Below are 16,363 nucleotides of genomic sequence, written 5' to 3'. Positions count from 1 at the left end.
TCACGGGTTCTGTTCGACAGCATCCGGATCGTCGTCAGCGCGAACAAGATCGGCGCGGTATGCGATGATGACCGCCTGCACGCGGTCGCGGGCGTTGATCTTCGTGAAGATTCGTCCGACGTAGTTCTTCACTGTCGATTCTGCGAGATACAGTCGTGCGGCGATCTCGGAGTTCGTCAGACCGTGTCCGATCGCAATGAGAATCTCACGTTCACGAGCGGAAAGCTGATTCACCGTTGTTGGAGCGTGAGCCCCCTGCCGCAGCGGAGCCTGCCTGCTCTGCGCTGCCAGCCGGTCGATGAGCCGGCGTGTGGCAGCGGGAGCGATCACAGCGTCACCGGCCGCTACGGCGCGAATTGCTGAGAGCAGGTCAGCCGGCTCGGCATCCTTGGTGAGAAAACCGCTCGCTCCGGCCTCGAGTCCCGCAAGAACATACTCATCAAGATCAAAGGTCGTGAGAAGCAAGACCCACGGGCCAGCCGTCCCCGACTTCTTGTCCACAATGTTCCGCGTTGCGGCGATGCCGTCCATGCCGGGCATTCGAATGTCCATGAGGACGACGTCGGGCTGCAGCTCGGCAACGAGCCGAACAGCATCGTCGCCGTTCGCCGCTTCGCCGACGACGTCGATGTCCGGCTGCCCATCAAGGAACATCCTCATGCCCATGCGCTGCAATGGCTGATCGTCTGTGATCAGGATTGTGATGGCCATTGCCGAGGTCTCCGTTCCTGTGCTCACCGGTTGCCAATTCGATCGTCGGGAATTCGTGCGCTCACGCGCCACCCCACGGGCGTTGCGTGCGCGTCTACTGTGCCACCGTAGGCTGCGGCGCGCTCGCGCATCCCCACGATGCCGTGCCCCGGCTCAGTGCTCGAGTCACTCGGCGTCGACCTGGAGCGTGTGCCGGTGTTCTCGACGATCACCGTCAATTCCGCGACAACGCTGGCGATGCTGATGCTCACGTGCGGCCGAGGGCCGCCGTGGCGCAGAACGTTGGTGAGGGATTCCTGGACGATTCGAAAGACGACGAGCTGTCGTCCGGGTGAAATCCTCTCCAGATCCCCCGAACGCTCAAGAGCAATATTGACACCTGTCGCCCTGACCGTGTCGACAAGCGCAGCGACATCGTCGAGCCCGGGCTGTGGGGTCAACGATGCGCCGTCGGGGCTCTGATCGTACCGGAGAACCGTGAGGATGCGGCGAACCTCCTGCACAGACGATCGGCTGATTTCCCCAATGGCATCAAACGCATGCTCGGCGTCTGGCGGTGAGTTTCGCACGGCAACGGAACCTCCGTTGGCGAGTGATGTGATCACCGACAGGTTGTGCCCGATGATGTCATGCATCTCGTGTGCAATTCGCGATCGCTCCGCAATCACGGCTTCTCGTGCCGCCTCCCGCCGATGAGTGACGAGTGCTTGCCTGCGGATGTTGATCTGCACTCCGACGAGGTACGACGCGGCAGACATCGCCGTCACGCCCACTGACGAGCGAATCCGTTCGAGCAGATCACTGGAGAAGCCGTTGACCGGATCGACGAAGGCCGCGAGCCCGGCGACGAGGATGATCACCCCGAAGGCCCACATGCGTCGGCTGCCGACCCTGAGGCCGACGTTGAACAGCATCACCCACATGGTGAGGTACAACCAGGCACCACCAACACCCGTCAGGCTGGAGACCACAGCACTGAAGACAACGGCTGACAGCACCGTGAGCAGCGCAGGGACGGGCTTCCGCCGTCGCAGCATGACTCCGATGGCGACCACAGCCACGAAGGCAGCCCCGACGGGATCACGGGGCAAGTTGGCGATGAGCGCGATGACGGTCACCGCAATTGCCACAGCGAGGTCCCACCACAGCGGATGCTGCCGATCGAAGGCACGCACCCGCTGCAGCAGTCCAGTCATGGTGACCATTCTCTCGCGCTCGCGGAGTTGGGTCAGACGTCGCGCCGCTTGAGCAGCCACCAGGTGGCACCGCCGAGCATAACCAGCCAGGCCAGCAGGACGACAACCGCGACACCGACACCGTACGGTTCAGTGGACAGTCCCGCAGCCCGCATAACATCGATCGCCGCCAGGGGCATGTAGTCCACCAGGTGAGCGAGCCCGTCGGGTAAGAAGGCGGGGAAGATCTGCGGGCCCAGCTGAAAGACTCCGAAGTACAGTGCGATCGCGGCAGCCGCGTTGCGAAGGAGCCCTCCGAGCGCGAGCCCGAAGAGCGCACCGTAGGGCAGCACGAGGGTTCCGCCGAGGACGCCCCAGAACATGTCGGGATCGAACAGCGACATCCCTCGTGCCGACGGCACAGTGCCGGCGAACTGCAGAAGCGTGTACAGCAGAACCGACATGAGGGCACCGAGAACCGTTGTCACTGCGGTCAGGACCGCAGCCTTGCTCAGCAGCAACCCGGTCCGCCGGGGAGCGGCCACGAGCGACGTGCGGATGGAGCCGGTGCTGTACTCGCTGGTGATGGTCAGCACACCGTGGATCACAAGGATGAGCATGCCGATCGGGTAGATGGCTGTCCAGCCAAAGGGAATGCTTCCGCCCCCGTCGTCACTGCCGAGCATCTGCCCGTCGATGATCATGTAGGAACAGAGCCCGATTGTGAGAGCGAAGGCGGCGGTCAGGCTGATCCACAGTGAGCGGACAGACCAGAGCTTCGTCCACTCCGACTTCAGCATGCCTACGGCGCTGATTCGGGCGGCCCCGAGGTCGGCGCCCGCCGGCGCGGACGCGAGTGCGGTGTGGGACGTCATGCTGCAACCTCCTGCTGGTTGATGCCGTAATCGATGGCGTTGCGAGTGATCCGCATGAACGCTTCTTCCAACGAGAGCCGCTCGGTGGCGAGCTCGTACAGGGTGATCCGTTCCGCCGCCGCAATCGCACCGATCTCTCGGGCGCTGCGTCCCTGCACAAGGAGGGTCTCGCGGCCCGTGGAGGTCACACTCACGTGAGTGCCCTGAAGCGCGGTGGCGAGCTTTTCCGCGTCGTTGGACACGACACGCGTAGAGTCGGGGGCCACCGAGCTGACGATGTCGTCCACCGAACCGGCAGCAAGCAGCTTTCCCTGCCCGATCACGATCAGGTCCTCAGCGATAAGCGAGAGTTCGCTCATCAGGTGCGACGAGAGAAAGACGGTCCGGCCCTCCCGCGCGAGCCCGGACAGGGTCTCGCGCAGCCAGAGCACTCCGTCAGGGTCCAGTCCATTCACTGGTTCATCGAGAACGAGAACGTCGGGGTCTCCGAGCAGGGCAGCGGCGATGCCGAGGCGCTGGCTCATCCCCAGCGAGTATCCCCCGGTCCGCTTCTGGGCCACGGACGACAGACCGACCATTTCCAGGACGTGGTTGACCCTCTGTTTCGGGAATCCCTGTGTCTGAGCGATCGAGAGGAGGTGATGATAGGCGCTGCGCGCCGGATGCACGGCTCGGGCATCAAGCATGACGCCCACATGCCGCAATGGGTCCGGAAGCTCGCTGTAGACCTTCCCTCCGAGAGTGATGGTCCCGCTCGTGGGGTGGTCGAGACCCACAAGCATGCGCATGGTTGTGGACTTTCCGGCGCCGTTCGGTCCGAGGAATCCTGTGACGGCGCCGTGACGAACGGTGAAGGAGAGGTCTTCGACGGCGATCTTCTCGCCGTATCGTTTTGTGAGGTGTTCTGAGACGATCATGTCCAGAGGCTATCCAGCAGCATGACTCCTTCGAATCTCGCTGTGGTAGTGACCTGACGGTCCTCCTCAGTACCCCGGAATGCGTACCGTGGTACTGCTCCGTGAGCGCTCAGCCCAGGCAGCTCCAAAAACAATTGCTCTCCGTCAGCAACCGAATCGCTCCATTTCCGGAATCGCCTCGGGGCCGATCCGCAGTCCGAAAGGCACGCAGATCCAACGACGTCGTCCTCACCGAACTGCACGACGCTCGGAGACGTCGAGACTCGCCGCACGTGCTCGGCTCGACAGCATCCGCCGGGCTATTCCAGCTGTTCCGACAGTTCGAGCCATCGCGTCTCGAGGTCACTCACCTCGGACTCAAGACCCTGCAGGCGCGCCGTCAGCTCACCGAGCCCCTCATAGTCGCTCTGGTCGTGATCAGCGAGCTCTTGATGCACTCCGGAAACCTGCTTCTGCAGCTTCGCGATCTTGCGATCGACGGCCGAGAGCTCCTTCTCTGCCGCACGCTTCTCAGCGCCGCTGAGGCCAGAACTGGCTGGAGCGGATGCTGCCAGGGGCGCGATCGTCGCGTCACCGGCATCCGCTTTCTGTCGACCACGCAACCGCAGAAACTCCTCGACGCCGCCGGGGAGGTGCCGCAGATGCCCGTCGATGACGGCGTACTGCTGATCGGTGACGCGCTCGACGAGATAACGATCGTGCGAGACGACGATGAGCGTGCCGGGCCACGAGTCGAGAAGGTCCTCGATCGCCGTCAACATGTCCGTGTCGAGATCGTTCGTCGGCTCGTCGAGGATCAGCACGTTCGGTTCGTCCAGCAGGATCAGCAGCAGCTGCAGGCGCCGCTTTTGGCCACCCGAGAGGTCCTTGATCGGTGTCGACAGCTGGGCGCTCGAGAACCCCAGACGCTCGAGAAGCTGCCCGGGCGTCAGCTCTTTACCTCCGGCGACGTAGCCTGACCGCAGGCGGCCGATCACCGTGCGCACACGTTCATGCGCGATCTCGTCAAGCTCGTCGAGCTGCTGCGTGAGGCTCGCGATGCGCACAGTCTTTCCGCGTTTGACACTGCCACTTGTGGGCTCAACCTCTCCTGTGATCAGCCCGAGAAGCGTCGATTTTCCCGCTCCGTTGACGCCGAGGATGCCGGTGCGCTCCCCCGGCGCGATGCGCCACTCCACCTGATTCAGAACCGTGCGGTCGCCATATGTGACGCCCACATCGATGAGATCGACGACGTCCTTGCCCAGGCGCGACGTGGCCAGCTGCGTGAGCTCGACCGTGTCGCGCGCGGGCGGCTCGTCCGCGATCAGCTCGTTGGCCGCATCGATGCGGAACTTCGGCTTCGACGTGCGTGCGGGCGGGCCGCGACGCAGCCAAGCGAGCTCCTTCCGCATGATGTTCTGCCGCTTCTCCTCGGCAACGGCCGCCAGTCGGTCGCGTTCCACACGCTGCAGGATGTAGGCGGCATAACCACCTTCGAAGGGCTCGACGATGCGATCGTGCACTTCCCACGTTGCCGTACACACCTCGTCGAGGAACCACCGGTCGTGGGTGACGACGATGAGTCCTCCGCTGGAGGCGCCCCATCGCCGCTTCAGGTGATCGGCGAGCCAGGCGATGCCCTCGACATCGAGATGGTTTGTGGGCTCGTCGAGGAACAAAACGTCCCAGTCCCCGGCCAACAGAGCAGCGAGCGCGACGCGTCGGCGCTGCCCACCGGAGAGGGATCCGACTGGAGCCTGCCAGGGGATGTCGCGTGCCAGGCCCGTGATGATGTCACGAATGCGTGCATCGCCAGCCCACTCGTGCTCGGCCATGGTGCCGACAATCGTCTCGGCGACGGTGGCATCGTCGGCAATGCTGTCGCGCTGGTCGAGGACGCCGATCGTCGTGCCGCGACGCATCGTGACGCGGCCGTCGTCGGGGTCGAGGCGGCCGGCCAGAAGGGCGAGAAGCGTCGACTTACCATCGCCGTTGCGCCCGACGATGCCGACGCGATCGCCCTCGTTGAGGCCGACGGTGACGGAATCGAAGACGACGCGGGTCGGGAACTCGAGATGCAGGTTCTCCCCGCCAAGAAGATGAGCCATATCCCTTCAAGCGTAGAGGGTCGGGCTGGGCTCGACCGACATGCGCGGATGCTGTCGCGTAGGCTCGTTCCCGCGACGCGCTGATGACCCAGCATCAGCCTGTGGACGTGTCACGTGTGGGAAGGGACTGCTCATGACGGATCTGCCGCTCAGCGGACGAACGGCACTGGTGACCGGGGTCTCCCGCCGCCGCGGAATCGGTTTTGCCACTGCTACCAAGCTGGCAGCGCTCGGGGCGAATATCGTCACGCACCATCATCGCGAACATGATCGCGAACAGCCCTGGGGAGCCGATGACCTCCAGGCCGTGCGAGACGAGATCCGCGAGCATCTCACCGATCGGGCGCTCAGCAGCGACATTGGCGCGGACCTGGCCGATCCATCGATGATCACCTCGGTCATCGACCATGCGTCCGCCCTCACCGGTTCCGTCGACATTCTCGTCTGCAATCACGCGAAGAGCGGCGATGACGGCAGCATCCTCGATATGACGCCCGACCGGCTTGACGCGTACTGGGAGGTGAATGCTCGGTCAACGCTGCTTCTCACCGCGGAGTTCGCTCGTCGCCTGAGCGCGCCGCCCGAGACGGCACGACGCCCCGGTGAGCGTCTCTCGGGCAGCAAACCCTACGACTGCCCGCAGGGTCACGTGTTCTGGATGACGTCTGGACAGGTGCAGGGGCCGATGCCGGGCGAAATCGCGTACGCGACGAGCAAGGCGGCTCTCGCCGGAGTCACCGGCTCCGTTGCATCCGAGCTGCTCGAACTCGGCATCATTCTCAACACGGTGAACCCCGGCCCGGTCAACACCGGATACATGGACCCAGAGACCACAGACCGTTCGCTCGATGCCCTCGACGACTATCTGGCGACCACGCCCTTCGGACGGTTCGGAACACCATCAGATCCAGCGGAACTGATCGGCTGGCTGTCCACCTCGGCCGGAAGCTGGGTCGTCGGGCAGGTGCTGACAAGCGACGGCGGCTTCAGTCTCAGCTGAACGCTCACCAGGCCGTGCGAGCTGTCACGCCTCCATCACCCGGGCACCCGCGACGGGCCCCGTGACGTGTTTGACGGCGAGTCCAGATGCCGCAAGGCTCACCTGCAGATCGATGGCCGCCTCAGCGCTGGAGGCGAGCAGCGCGATTGTCGGCCCCGAGCCCGAGACGATGCCGGCGAGCGCACCGTTGTCGTCTCCCACCTCAAGTGTCCGCGTCAGCTCGGGTCGCAGGTGAAGCGCCGCTACTTGCAGGTCATTGTGCAGCACGTCGGCAAGCAGTTGCGCGTCGCCCGCACGAATCGCCTGCAAAACGCCGGTGTCCACGGACGGGGTCTCGTCGATCGGCGCGATGTCAGCGGCATGCTTGGCTCGATGTGCGTCGAGCTCACCGTAAACCTCGGGCGTCGACATCCCCTCGTCGGCGAGAGCAAGAACCCAGTGGAACGTCCCTTTGGCCAGTGCCGGACTGAGGCTGTCGCCGCGACCGGTTCCGATCGCTGTACCGCCCACGAGCGAGAACGGAACGTCAGCACCGAGCTTCGCCGCGAGCTTCACCAGTTCGTCGCGGCCGATGTCGGTCTGCCACAGGTGATCGCACGCGAGCAGTGTGGCCGCAGCATCTGCCGACCCGCCGCCCATTCCGCCCGAAATTGGAACGTTCTTCTCGATCTGCAGGTGAACACCGCTGGTGATGCCGGTCTTCTTCGCCAGCATCCGGGCAGCCTTGATCGCAAGATTCGAGCGGTCGGTCGGCAGGCCACGCGTGTCGATCGGGCCGTTGAACGCAACAGAGAACGTGTCAGAGGGGAACGCCCGAACGTCTTCGAACAGCGAAACCGCCTGGTACGCGGTGGCGACGTCGTGATAGCCGTCCGAGCGGCGGCGACCAACGTTCATGTAAACGTTGATCTTGCCCGGGGCGCGAACGTGAACGTGCGGGACGCCGTGCAGATCGCTCATACCTCCAACCTAGTGGAGCCAGCGTGACGCGCATATTTCGCTTTTCAGCGAGGCACCTCGTTTTGCCGTCGTCGCAGCAGCCAGACAACCGCACCACCACGACACCGCTCAACGCTCCGTCGTGGCTCGCCGCCCGGCATTCGCTTCGACACAATGCTGCCCCGGTTGGGGTCATCACGCCGCACCACCGGGCACCTGCCCCACTGCGCCGGGAGCGGCCTTACCCGGAGCGGCGTTACCCGGAGACGTCACCCGCGGCGGGGAGCCACCCGCGCATCAGCTCTTTCGCGTCGGCGAGCTCGTCAGCCGAGGCCAGCTTCGGCATGGTGAGCGCGACACGGGTCTTCACACCTGACGGGTAGACGCCCGCGACGACGGTGCGGCCGTCGGGAAGCTTCCAGCGCGCGCTCGCGTTCTTTGCCGTCGAGTTGACGGATGCTGGTTCACAGCCTGCCGCCTCGGTCACGGTGTCGACGATGGCAGTCAGCGCGGCGTCACGCGAGACAGGCAGTGTGCGGCTGACGTTCGCCTCGAATGTGCCATCGGCCCGCTGCCCCGGCTGGCGGCGCCCAATGTGCTGCTCGAAGCCGACGGTGATGCCCTGAGCCCACCAGCCGTCAACGCCGTGCTGCTCGACGAGCCATGTGGCGATGGTCGGGTGGTCCCAGTCTTGGGCTCCCGCATCGGCGAGAATCGCGTTCCACTCGTCTCTGGTCTTACCTGTGGCACGCTCGAGCGCCGCGTTTCCGACGCTGTCACTGTGCGCTGCTGTCTGCCCCATGCCACTAGTGTGCCGGGTGCGGGCCCGCTCGTCCAGCATCCGTCCGGCAGGTATCTGTTCAATGTTCTGCTGCCACTTTCGTCCCGCTGAGCTTCCTCTGCCCGCTTCCACGCAGGCCCTACTCACGAAAGCTTGCTCCGATGAGACTCGGCGAAGCGGACGTGGCTCGGCACAGTCGCAGCTATACACGGCGCCCGCTTGGGCCGACGTCACTCAATCACGTTCTGGCGAGCACTCGAGCGTGCACTAAATTCGGAATTTTTCGTGCAAAACCGGCGTGTCGCGTGTATTCAACGGCGTGTCGCCGCAAATCTCCGAATGAAGGAACCAGATGCGCTCGCTGCGCCGCGTGTACAGAGCGAGACTTTGTGCGGGGCGACTGGCACGAACGACGACGCAGTGCAGGCACCCCTCGGCAATCAAGAACAGCCCGAGCCCTCGCAGAAAACGTCACGCAGCCCGAGCCCTCGCAGAAAACGTCACGCAGCCCGAGCCCTCGCAGAAAACGTCACGCAGCCCGAGCCCTCGCGGAGAAGGCCACCCAGCGCATGCACCCGCAAGGAACGTCACGTAGCCCAAGCCCCCGCACGTCATCACGCAGCGCGGGCGACCTACAAATCTTCACCACACAGTGCGGGCGACCCTCAGAAATTACAACGCAGCGCGGGCGATCCGCAGGAAGTCGTGAACAGTGAGCGTCTCGCCACGGCCCGTCGGGGCCACGCCAGCGCGCTCTAGGACCTCGGATGCGTCAGCCGAGCTGCCCAGAACGGAGCCCAACGACTGCCGCAGCATCTTGCGGCGCTGCGCGAACGCAGCATCCACGAGGGCGAAGGTTCTCTCGCGCTCGGCCTCCGTGCCGAACGGTTCGTCGTGCCGCGCGAACTCCACGAGCACGCTGTCAACGTTCGGCACCGGCCAGAACACCTGCCTGCTCACGGTACCCGCGGTGCGCCACGATCCGTACCAAGCCGCCTTCACGCTGGGGCTGCCGTAGACCTTCGAGCCGGGGTCGGCAGCCAGACGGTAGCCCACCTCGGCCTGCACCATCACGACTCCGGCGGAAAGGCTCGGCACTGTCTGCATGAGATGCAGCAGCACGGGGACGGAGACGTTGTAGGGCAGGTTGGCGACCAACCGTGTCGGATTGCCGGAGAGGTCGCGCACCCGCATGGCGTCTGCGGCCAGCACCGTCAGAGCAGCGCCCGCTGACGCCTCGCTGCGTGCCGCAGGCTCGGTATCGACCACACCACCAGACACACCACCAGACTCGGCGCCGGCCGCACCACCAGACACACCACTAGGCTCGGCGTCGGCCGCGGCACCGGAAACCAGCCTGGACGCCTCAGTAGGCACACCGTCGGAAACCGGGTCAGATGCCACAGCGGTCACATCACCGGATACCGAGTCGGGCGCACCGTCACCGAGGGCAACGCCCGGAGCCATCTCCGCGACGGTCCGCGGCAGCTGCTCGGCGAGGCGCTTGTCGATCTCGATCGCGAGGACATCGGCCCCGACTTCAAGCAGCCCGAGAGTGAGCGAGCCGAGGCCGGGCCCCACCTCGATCACACGATCGCCCGTCTTCACGTGAGCCGACGCGACGATCTTGCGCACCGTGTTGGCGTCGACGACGAAGTTCTGACCGAGCTTCTTGGTTGGCTGCACGCCGAGCAGCTGCGCGAGGTCGCGGATCTCAGCAGGACCGAGAAGCATCACGTCGCTCATTGCGGGCCCGGTGCGTAGGGATCCCCGGGTGCGACGACCGGGTCGGTGTCCCACCGCCCGTACACGTACTCGGTGTTCGAGAGGATCTGCGCCGCCAGCATCGTCACATCGGTGTCCAGGTGGTCGGCGATGAAGCGCACGGTGTGGGGCAGCAGATACGAGGCGTTGGGCCGCCCGCGGTACGGCATCGGGGTGAGGAACGGCGCGTCAGTCTCGACCAGCACGAGCGCACGCGGCGCGACGTCGAGGGCACGACGAAGGTTCTTCGCGTTTTTGAACGTCGCGGTTCCGGCGAACGACATGTACCAGCCGTTCTCGGTGCAGATCTCGGCAAGCTCGGTATCTCCCGAGAAGCAGTGAAACACGGTGCGCTCCGGCGCCCCCACTCGCTTGAGCGTGGAGACGACATCATCGTGCGCGTCACGGTCGTGGATCTGCAGCGCGAGATCGTTCTGCTTGGCGATCTCAATGTGCGCCTCGAACGAGCGGATCTGCGCGCCCCGGCCGTCCTCCTCTGTGCGGTAGTAGTCGAGTCCCGTCTCACCGATGCAGCGCACCCGCGGGCGTCGCGCGAGCTCCGCGATCTGCGCGAGTCCGTCGTCGAGCGTACCCGCGGCATCGAGCACCGGGGCTTCGTTCGGATGGATGGCGACGGCCGCCAGCATCCGGGGTTCGGTGGATGCTGCATCCGCAGACCACTGCGACGACGCAACGTCGGTGCCCACCTGAACGATGCCGCGCACGCCAGCAGCTGAGGCCCGATCGAGCTGCTCCGCCGGACTCAGGGAGTCGCCGTCGACCGGGAAGTCGTCGATGATCGACGGGTCGATGTGGGTGTGATTGTCGTAGACGGGAACGACGAGTTCCTCGGGAACGGGCGGGTAGCTCCGGTCACGGTGCTTCTTCGCCGAGCGCCCACTCATCACTGCTCCGTTCGTCGCTTCGCGTTTTCGCGTTGTGTCCTCAATCCGTTGTCGTCTCGATGCGCGGGAAGAGCGCTTCGAGACGACCCACCGTCGTGCCGGCGGGCAGCTGCCCCCAGCGTCCCGCGTCCCGGAGCGGCTGATCCTCCAGCGCGCCGAGCGCATCGGTGACACCGAGCGCCGCCCACAGCTTAGCCGTTGCGATCGGCGTAACCGGGGCCAGCAGCACGGCGAGCGCGCGCAGCCCCTCGGTCACCGTGTACAGCACGGTAGCGAGGCGGTCACGTGTGCTCTCGTCCTTGGCGAGCACCCAGGGCTGCTGTTCGGTGATGTACCCGTTCAGCTGGTCGACGATCGTCCAGATCTCAGCGAGAGCGTCGTGGATCGCGAGCTTCTCGATGGCGGCATCAGCTGCGCTGGCAGCATCCGCCACCACCTGCTGCACATGGAGGTCGGCGTCTGAATACTCGGATGCTGCGGGCACGACGCCCTCGAAGTACTTCGTCACCATCGCCAGAACGCGCGATGCGAGGTTGCCGAAACCGTTGGCGAGCTCGGACTGGTAGCGCGCCGAGAGGTCCTCCCAGCTGAACGAGCCGTCCTGGCCGAACGCGATGGCGCGCGAGAAGTAGTAGCGGAAGGCGTCGGAACCGAATGTGTCGGTGATCTCGGTGGGCGCGATTCCCGTGAGCTTCGACTTCGACATCTTCTCGCCGCCGACGAGCAGCCACCCGTGACCGTACACGCGGTGCGGCACCTCGAGGCCGGCAGCCATGAGCATGGCCGGCCAGATCACGGCGTGGAAGCGCAGGATGTCTTTGCCCACGATGTGGACGCCGGGCCAGAGGCGCTCGAGCTGGTCTGACGCGTCGTCGCCGTAGCCGATGGCCGTGATGTAGTTCAGCAGGGCGTCGAACCAGACGTAGACGACGTGTGTGTCGTCCCACGGAACCTTGACGCCCCAGTCGAAGCTGGAGCGTGAGATCGAGAGGTCGCTCAGCCCCTGCCTGACGAACTGCGTGACCTCGTTGCGCGCCGATTCGGGCTGCACGAAGTCGGGCCGCTCACTGTACAGCGCGAGCAGACGGTCGGCGAACTCGCTCATGCGGAAGAAGTAGTTGCGCTCCTGCAGCAGCTCGACGGGCTTTGAGTGGATGGCGCAGACCTGCTGCCCCTCGTAGGGCCCTGTACCCGCGACGAGGTCGGACTCCTGCTTGTACTCCTCGCAGCCGACGCAGTAGTACCCCTCGTACTCGCCCGCGTAGATGTAGCCGTCGTCGTAGAGCTTCTGCAGAAACTTCTGGACGGCGCTCTCGTGCCGCTCTTCGGTCGTGCGGATGAAGTCGTCATTGGCAACGTTGATCGTCTCGAGGAGCGGACGCCAGCTCTTCTCGACGAGCGTGTCCGCCCATTCCTTCGGGCTGACGCCGTTGGCGGTGGCCGTGCGCAGGATCTTCTCACCGTGCTCGTCTGTGCCCGTCAGCATCCAGGTGTCGTCCCCCGCCTGCCGGTGCCAGCGTGCGAGCACGTCGGCCGCGACCTCGGTGTACGCATGCCCGATGTGCGGGGCGTCGTTCACATAGAAGATGGGGGTCGTGACATAAAAGGAATTGCCTGAGCGCATGGCTTCCATCCTAAAGCGACACTCCTGCTGGTTCGCCCCACATGACACGGATCGTCACAGGCACCACACACGCACGCTCGTGCCGTCGGCAGCTGGGCTCGTGCTGGTGAGGCTAGCGATCCTCGTCGTCGTCCGAGCGGAATTTGTTCTTGAGACGCTGCACGCCCTCCGTCACCATCGCCTCGGCGGAGTCCTTGATGACATCGAACGCGAACGGGTCGTTCTTCAGAAGAGCCTCTCCCGTGTTCTTCGCGAACTCGAACGTGATGTGCGGCGGGAGCGGCGGCACGTTACGACTCACATATGCGTCGATGAGCGTGACGCCGCGTGTCGCGAACGCGCGGTCCCAGGCACCGGCGACATCGTCATCACTGTGAACCCGGATGCCGGTGAAGCCCAGCAGCTCGGCCCACCCCGCATAGTCGACAGACTCAACATCTTGCGACGTGCGCCACAGCGGGTTGCCGTCTTCGGTGCGCATCTCCCACGACACCTGCCCGAGGTCGTCGTTGTGCACGACGAGGATGATCAACTGCGGATTCTCCCACCGCGACAGGTACTTCTTGACGGTGATCAGCTCGTTCATGCCGAGCATCTGGAACGCGCCGTCGCCGATCGTGCAGATCACGGGTCGCGTCGGATGTGCGAACTTCGCCGCCACCGCATAGGGCATGGCGGCGAGCATTGTGGCGAGGCGCCCGGACAGGTCGCCCGTCATACCGCGTTGCAGGCGAATGTGGTGGCCGTACCAGTCGGCTGTCGTCCCAGCATCCGCTGTCACGATCGCCCCGGCCGGCAGACGCTTGTTGAGCTCGTGGAAGACGCCGCGGGGATTGACGCCATCCGAATATCGGACACTCGCCTGAGCGTCCATCTCGCGTTCCCAGTCGCGCATGTCCTCGGCGGCGGAGTTCTGCCACGAGAGATCCGTCGTCTCGTTGAGATGCGGAATGAGCGCCGTCAGCGTCTCTTTCACATCACCCCACAGGGCAACCTCGGTCGGGTACCGCACGCCGGTGTGCTCGGGTTTGAGATCCACCTGCACGGCGCGAGCCTGGCCGCTCTTCGGCAGGAACTGCCCATACGGATAGTTCGTGCCCAGCAGCACGAGGGTGTCGCAGTTCTTGATCTGCGTGTAGCTGGCGAGCGAGCCGAGAAGACCGAGCTGCTGCGTGTGATGCGGCACATCGGCAGGGACGACCTGTTTGCCGCGCAGGCTCGTGATGATGCCGGCTCCCGCGAGCCGCGCCGCTTCAAGCACCTCGTCCGTCGCGCCGTTCGCTCCGTGCCCGACGAGGAACGTCACTTTCGATCCCGCGTTGATCACCTCAGCGGCTCGCACGATGTCGGTCTCAGGCGGCACCACGCGCGTCGACGGGGCGACAGCGCTTGAGCGCGACACCCAGCTCTCCGGCGACAGATCCGGCATCGTCATGCCCTGCACGTCGTGCGGCAGGATCACGGCTGTCGGCCCGAGCCGGGTGCGGGCAGTGCGAAATGCGGTGTCGATGACCGCTTGCGCCTGTTCGGGAGACACGACGGTCTGCACGTATTCGGCGACGTCAGCCAGTGCACGCTCGAGATTGCTCTCCTGCTGACTGCCTGTTCCGAGCGAGTTCAGCCCCTGCTGGCCGACGATGGCGACGACGGGCTGGTTGTCCATCTTCGCGTCGTAGAGACCGTTCATCATGTGGAAGGCGCCGGGGCTCGACGTCGAGACGCACACGCCGACCTCACCGGTGAACTTGGCATGCGCGGTCGCCATGAGCGCGCAGATCTCCTCGTGCGTCGGGCGAATGTACTCGAGACCGTCGCCGTCGCGCTCAGCTGCGCCGAGAGCCCCGTCGAATTCGCCGATTCCGTCGCCCGGGTACCCGAAGACGCGCGACACTCCCCACTCACGGATCCGCTGAATGATGAAATCGCTCACTGTCGACATGCTTTCCTCCTCGCGTTCGGCGCGGTCACGGACGACCGTGGTGCAACCGGGCAGCAGCGCTCGACCCCACAGCCTCAGTACAACGCGTGCCATGCTCAGGGTCAAGAACCGGATGCTGCGGCGTAGGCTCGCACCATGAGACAACGACGCATCGGATCTTTCTCTGTCAGCGCGATCGGCCTCGGCGGCATGCCAATGTCGATTCCCGGACGCAAAGACCGCGCGACGTCGATCGCCACCGTGCACGCCGCCCTCGACGCCGGCGTCACCCTCATCGACACCGCCGACGCCTACACCTCCCCCGGTGATGCCCAGGGCCACAATGAAGAGCTCATCGCTGAGGCGCTCTCCAGCTACGGCGGTGATTCGTCGTCCGTCCTCGTTGCGACAAAGGGCGGCCTGATTTACGCAGATCCGGGCCCCTGGGCGCGCAGAGGGACGCCGACTTATCTCACGGATGCTGCTAAACAGTCAGCCGCGCGTCTGGGCGTCGACGCGATCGGTCTGTACCAGTTCCACCGCCCTGACCCGGATGTTCCGTATGCCGAGTCGATTGGCGCGCTGAAAGACCTGGTGCAGGAGGGCGTGATCGTGCATGCGGGTATCTCCAATGCCGACACCGATCAGATCCGTGAGGCTCACAGCATCCTGGGTGACGATCTCGTCTCGGTGCAGAACCAGTTTTCACCCGCGCACACCGACAGCCGCGCGGAGCTTGATCTGTGTGCCGAGCTGGGGCTGGCATTTCTGCCGTGGAGCCCGCTTGGCGGTATTCGCCGGGCGGGCGACTTGGCGGAAGACCACACGGCGTTCGGCGATGTGGCTGCTGAGCTCGATGTGAGCCCGCAGCAGGTTGCGCTGGCGTGGGAGCTCTCGCTTGCCGACGTCGTCGTGCCGATTCCGGGAGCCAGCAGACCGTCGTCGATCATCGACTCGGCGAAGGCGGCGGACCTCGAGCTCAGTGACGAACAGCTCGCCCGACTCGGCAGGTGACCAACGAGCTCTGCGTATGACTCGTGCCTACATTCGGAAATTTCGTGCGACACGCCGATGGAAAGCGCTGTCTAACCGGCGTGTCGCCAGAGATTTCCGATTATGTGCACATGCGGCACCCTCGACGCACAGTATCGAGCAGCACAGAGGCCACGTCGCGTACGGAGCCCATCGCACGCTACCGCGCGTCGAGTGCCGCCTGGTAGAGGTCGCGCTTGCCGAGGCGGCAACCGCGGCCGCGGCATCCTGCCTGTCACCGTCGCGAACGTCGGGAGTCGGGCTGCTGCCCCATCCTCTCGTCGTGGTTCGTCTTCATGAGGCGTTCGGAGATGGCCATCCAGGCGGCGAACACCAGGTAGCCCGTTTCAAAGCTCGGCAGATCGTCGGTCCAGCGCGCTGACCCCGCGCGTCGCTGAACATCCGATTTGCTTCGGCCTCTCGCGAGCAGAGCAAGCCCTCCGGCGAGGTTCAGTACACCCCAAATCGCGTTGATGCCGGGTCCGGACCGCCGACCTCCCAGAGGCGTGAGGTGCTGCCGGCCAGCGACAGCGGTGGCGAGGTGCGGTGCGCTGTTTGCAACAAGCACTCCGGCGATGAACGATCGTGTGCGCGAAGTCGACATGGCGTCACGATACGCCGCCTGCCCGCAT

The 16,363-nt window shown here is 65.0% G+C and carries 14 protein-coding genes; 2 read left to right on the top strand and 12 right to left on the bottom strand.

Features of this window, described 5'->3' with window-relative positions; genetic code table 11:
- From OK352_RS06485 to OK352_RS06465, 5 genes are all read right to left on the bottom strand, one after another.
- Entirely contained in the window at positions 1–711 is a 711-nt protein-coding gene (locus OK352_RS06485; RefSeq protein ID WP_265140632.1) for a response regulator, read from the bottom strand.
- 23 nt (positions 712–734) lie between these two features.
- The gene (locus tag OK352_RS06480) at positions 735–1,907 is read right to left on the bottom strand and encodes a sensor histidine kinase (RefSeq protein WP_265140631.1); all 1,173 of its coding nucleotides are present in this window, start codon (positions 1,905–1,907) and stop codon (positions 735–737) included.
- 32 nt (positions 1,908–1,939) lie between these two features.
- The gene (locus tag OK352_RS06475) at positions 1,940–2,761 is read right to left on the bottom strand and encodes an ABC transporter permease (RefSeq protein ID WP_265140630.1); all 822 of its coding nucleotides are present in this window, start codon (positions 2,759–2,761) and stop codon (positions 1,940–1,942) included.
- Positions 2,758–3,678, bottom strand: a complete 921-nt coding sequence (locus OK352_RS06470; protein ID WP_265140629.1) for an ABC transporter ATP-binding protein — start codon at positions 3,676–3,678, stop codon at positions 2,758–2,760. The genes OK352_RS06475 and OK352_RS06470 overlap by 4 nt, the downstream gene beginning before the upstream one ends.
- A gap of 299 nt (positions 3,679–3,977) precedes the next feature.
- A complete protein-coding gene (locus OK352_RS06465; RefSeq protein WP_265140628.1) occupies positions 3,978–5,768 on the bottom strand; it encodes an ABC-F family ATP-binding cassette domain-containing protein in 1,791 nt (596 codons plus the stop codon).
- A 133-nt stretch (positions 5,769–5,901) separates the two neighbouring features.
- On the opposite strand from OK352_RS06465, the gene OK352_RS06460 reads away from it, so the two are divergent.
- A complete protein-coding gene (locus tag OK352_RS06460; protein WP_265140627.1) occupies positions 5,902–6,768 on the top strand; it encodes an SDR family oxidoreductase in 867 nt (288 codons plus the stop codon).
- A gap of 24 nt (positions 6,769–6,792) precedes the next feature.
- Here OK352_RS06460 and OK352_RS06455 read toward each other — a convergent pair whose 3' ends face one another.
- The 6 genes from OK352_RS06455 to OK352_RS06430 all read right to left on the bottom strand — a co-directional run bounded on the left by OK352_RS06455 (position 6,793) and on the right by OK352_RS06430 (position 14,720).
- Entirely contained in the window at positions 6,793–7,728 is a 936-nt protein-coding gene (locus tag OK352_RS06455) for a 4-(cytidine 5'-diphospho)-2-C-methyl-D-erythritol kinase (RefSeq protein ID WP_265140626.1), read from the bottom strand.
- Between the two features lie 235 nt (positions 7,729–7,963).
- Positions 7,964–8,509, bottom strand: a complete 546-nt coding sequence (locus OK352_RS06450) for a hypothetical protein (protein ID WP_265140625.1) — start codon at positions 8,507–8,509, stop codon at positions 7,964–7,966.
- Between the two features lie 651 nt (positions 8,510–9,160).
- Entirely contained in the window at positions 9,161–10,222 is a 1,062-nt protein-coding gene (locus OK352_RS06445) for a ribosomal RNA small subunit methyltransferase A (RefSeq protein WP_372338083.1), read from the bottom strand.
- A gap of 8 nt (positions 10,223–10,230) precedes the next feature.
- Positions 10,231–11,157 carry a TatD family hydrolase gene (locus OK352_RS06440; protein ID WP_265140623.1) on the bottom strand — a complete coding sequence of 309 codons (927 nt, stop codon included), beginning with the start codon at positions 11,155–11,157 and terminating at the stop codon, positions 10,231–10,233.
- Positions 11,158–11,197: 40 nt separating this feature from the next.
- Positions 11,198–12,781 (bottom strand): methionine--tRNA ligase, encoded by a 1,584-nt coding sequence (metG, locus tag OK352_RS06435; protein WP_265140622.1) that lies wholly within the window; start codon positions 12,779–12,781, stop codon positions 11,198–11,200.
- A 112-nt stretch (positions 12,782–12,893) separates the two neighbouring features.
- Complete coding sequence (locus OK352_RS06430) at positions 12,894–14,720, bottom strand: thiamine pyrophosphate-requiring protein (RefSeq protein ID WP_265140621.1); 1,827 nt, start codon at positions 14,718–14,720, stop codon at positions 12,894–12,896.
- A gap of 135 nt (positions 14,721–14,855) precedes the next feature.
- Here OK352_RS06430 and OK352_RS06425 point away from each other — a divergent pair, with 135 nt between their 5' ends.
- A complete protein-coding gene (locus tag OK352_RS06425; RefSeq protein ID WP_265140620.1) occupies positions 14,856–15,713 on the top strand; it encodes an aldo/keto reductase in 858 nt (285 codons plus the stop codon).
- Between the two features lie 253 nt (positions 15,714–15,966).
- Here the strand turns inward: OK352_RS06425 and OK352_RS06420 are convergent, their stop codons facing one another.
- Complete coding sequence (locus OK352_RS06420; RefSeq protein ID WP_265140619.1) at positions 15,967–16,335, bottom strand: hypothetical protein; 369 nt, start codon at positions 16,333–16,335, stop codon at positions 15,967–15,969.
- Between the last annotated feature and the right edge of the window lie 28 nt (positions 16,336–16,363).

Source organism: Microbacterium sp. MPKO10, from assembly GCF_026107415.2.
GTDB lineage: Bacteria > Actinomycetota > Actinomycetes > Actinomycetales > Microbacteriaceae > Paramicrobacterium.
This window is presented reverse-complemented; position numbering and strand designations above follow the sequence as displayed.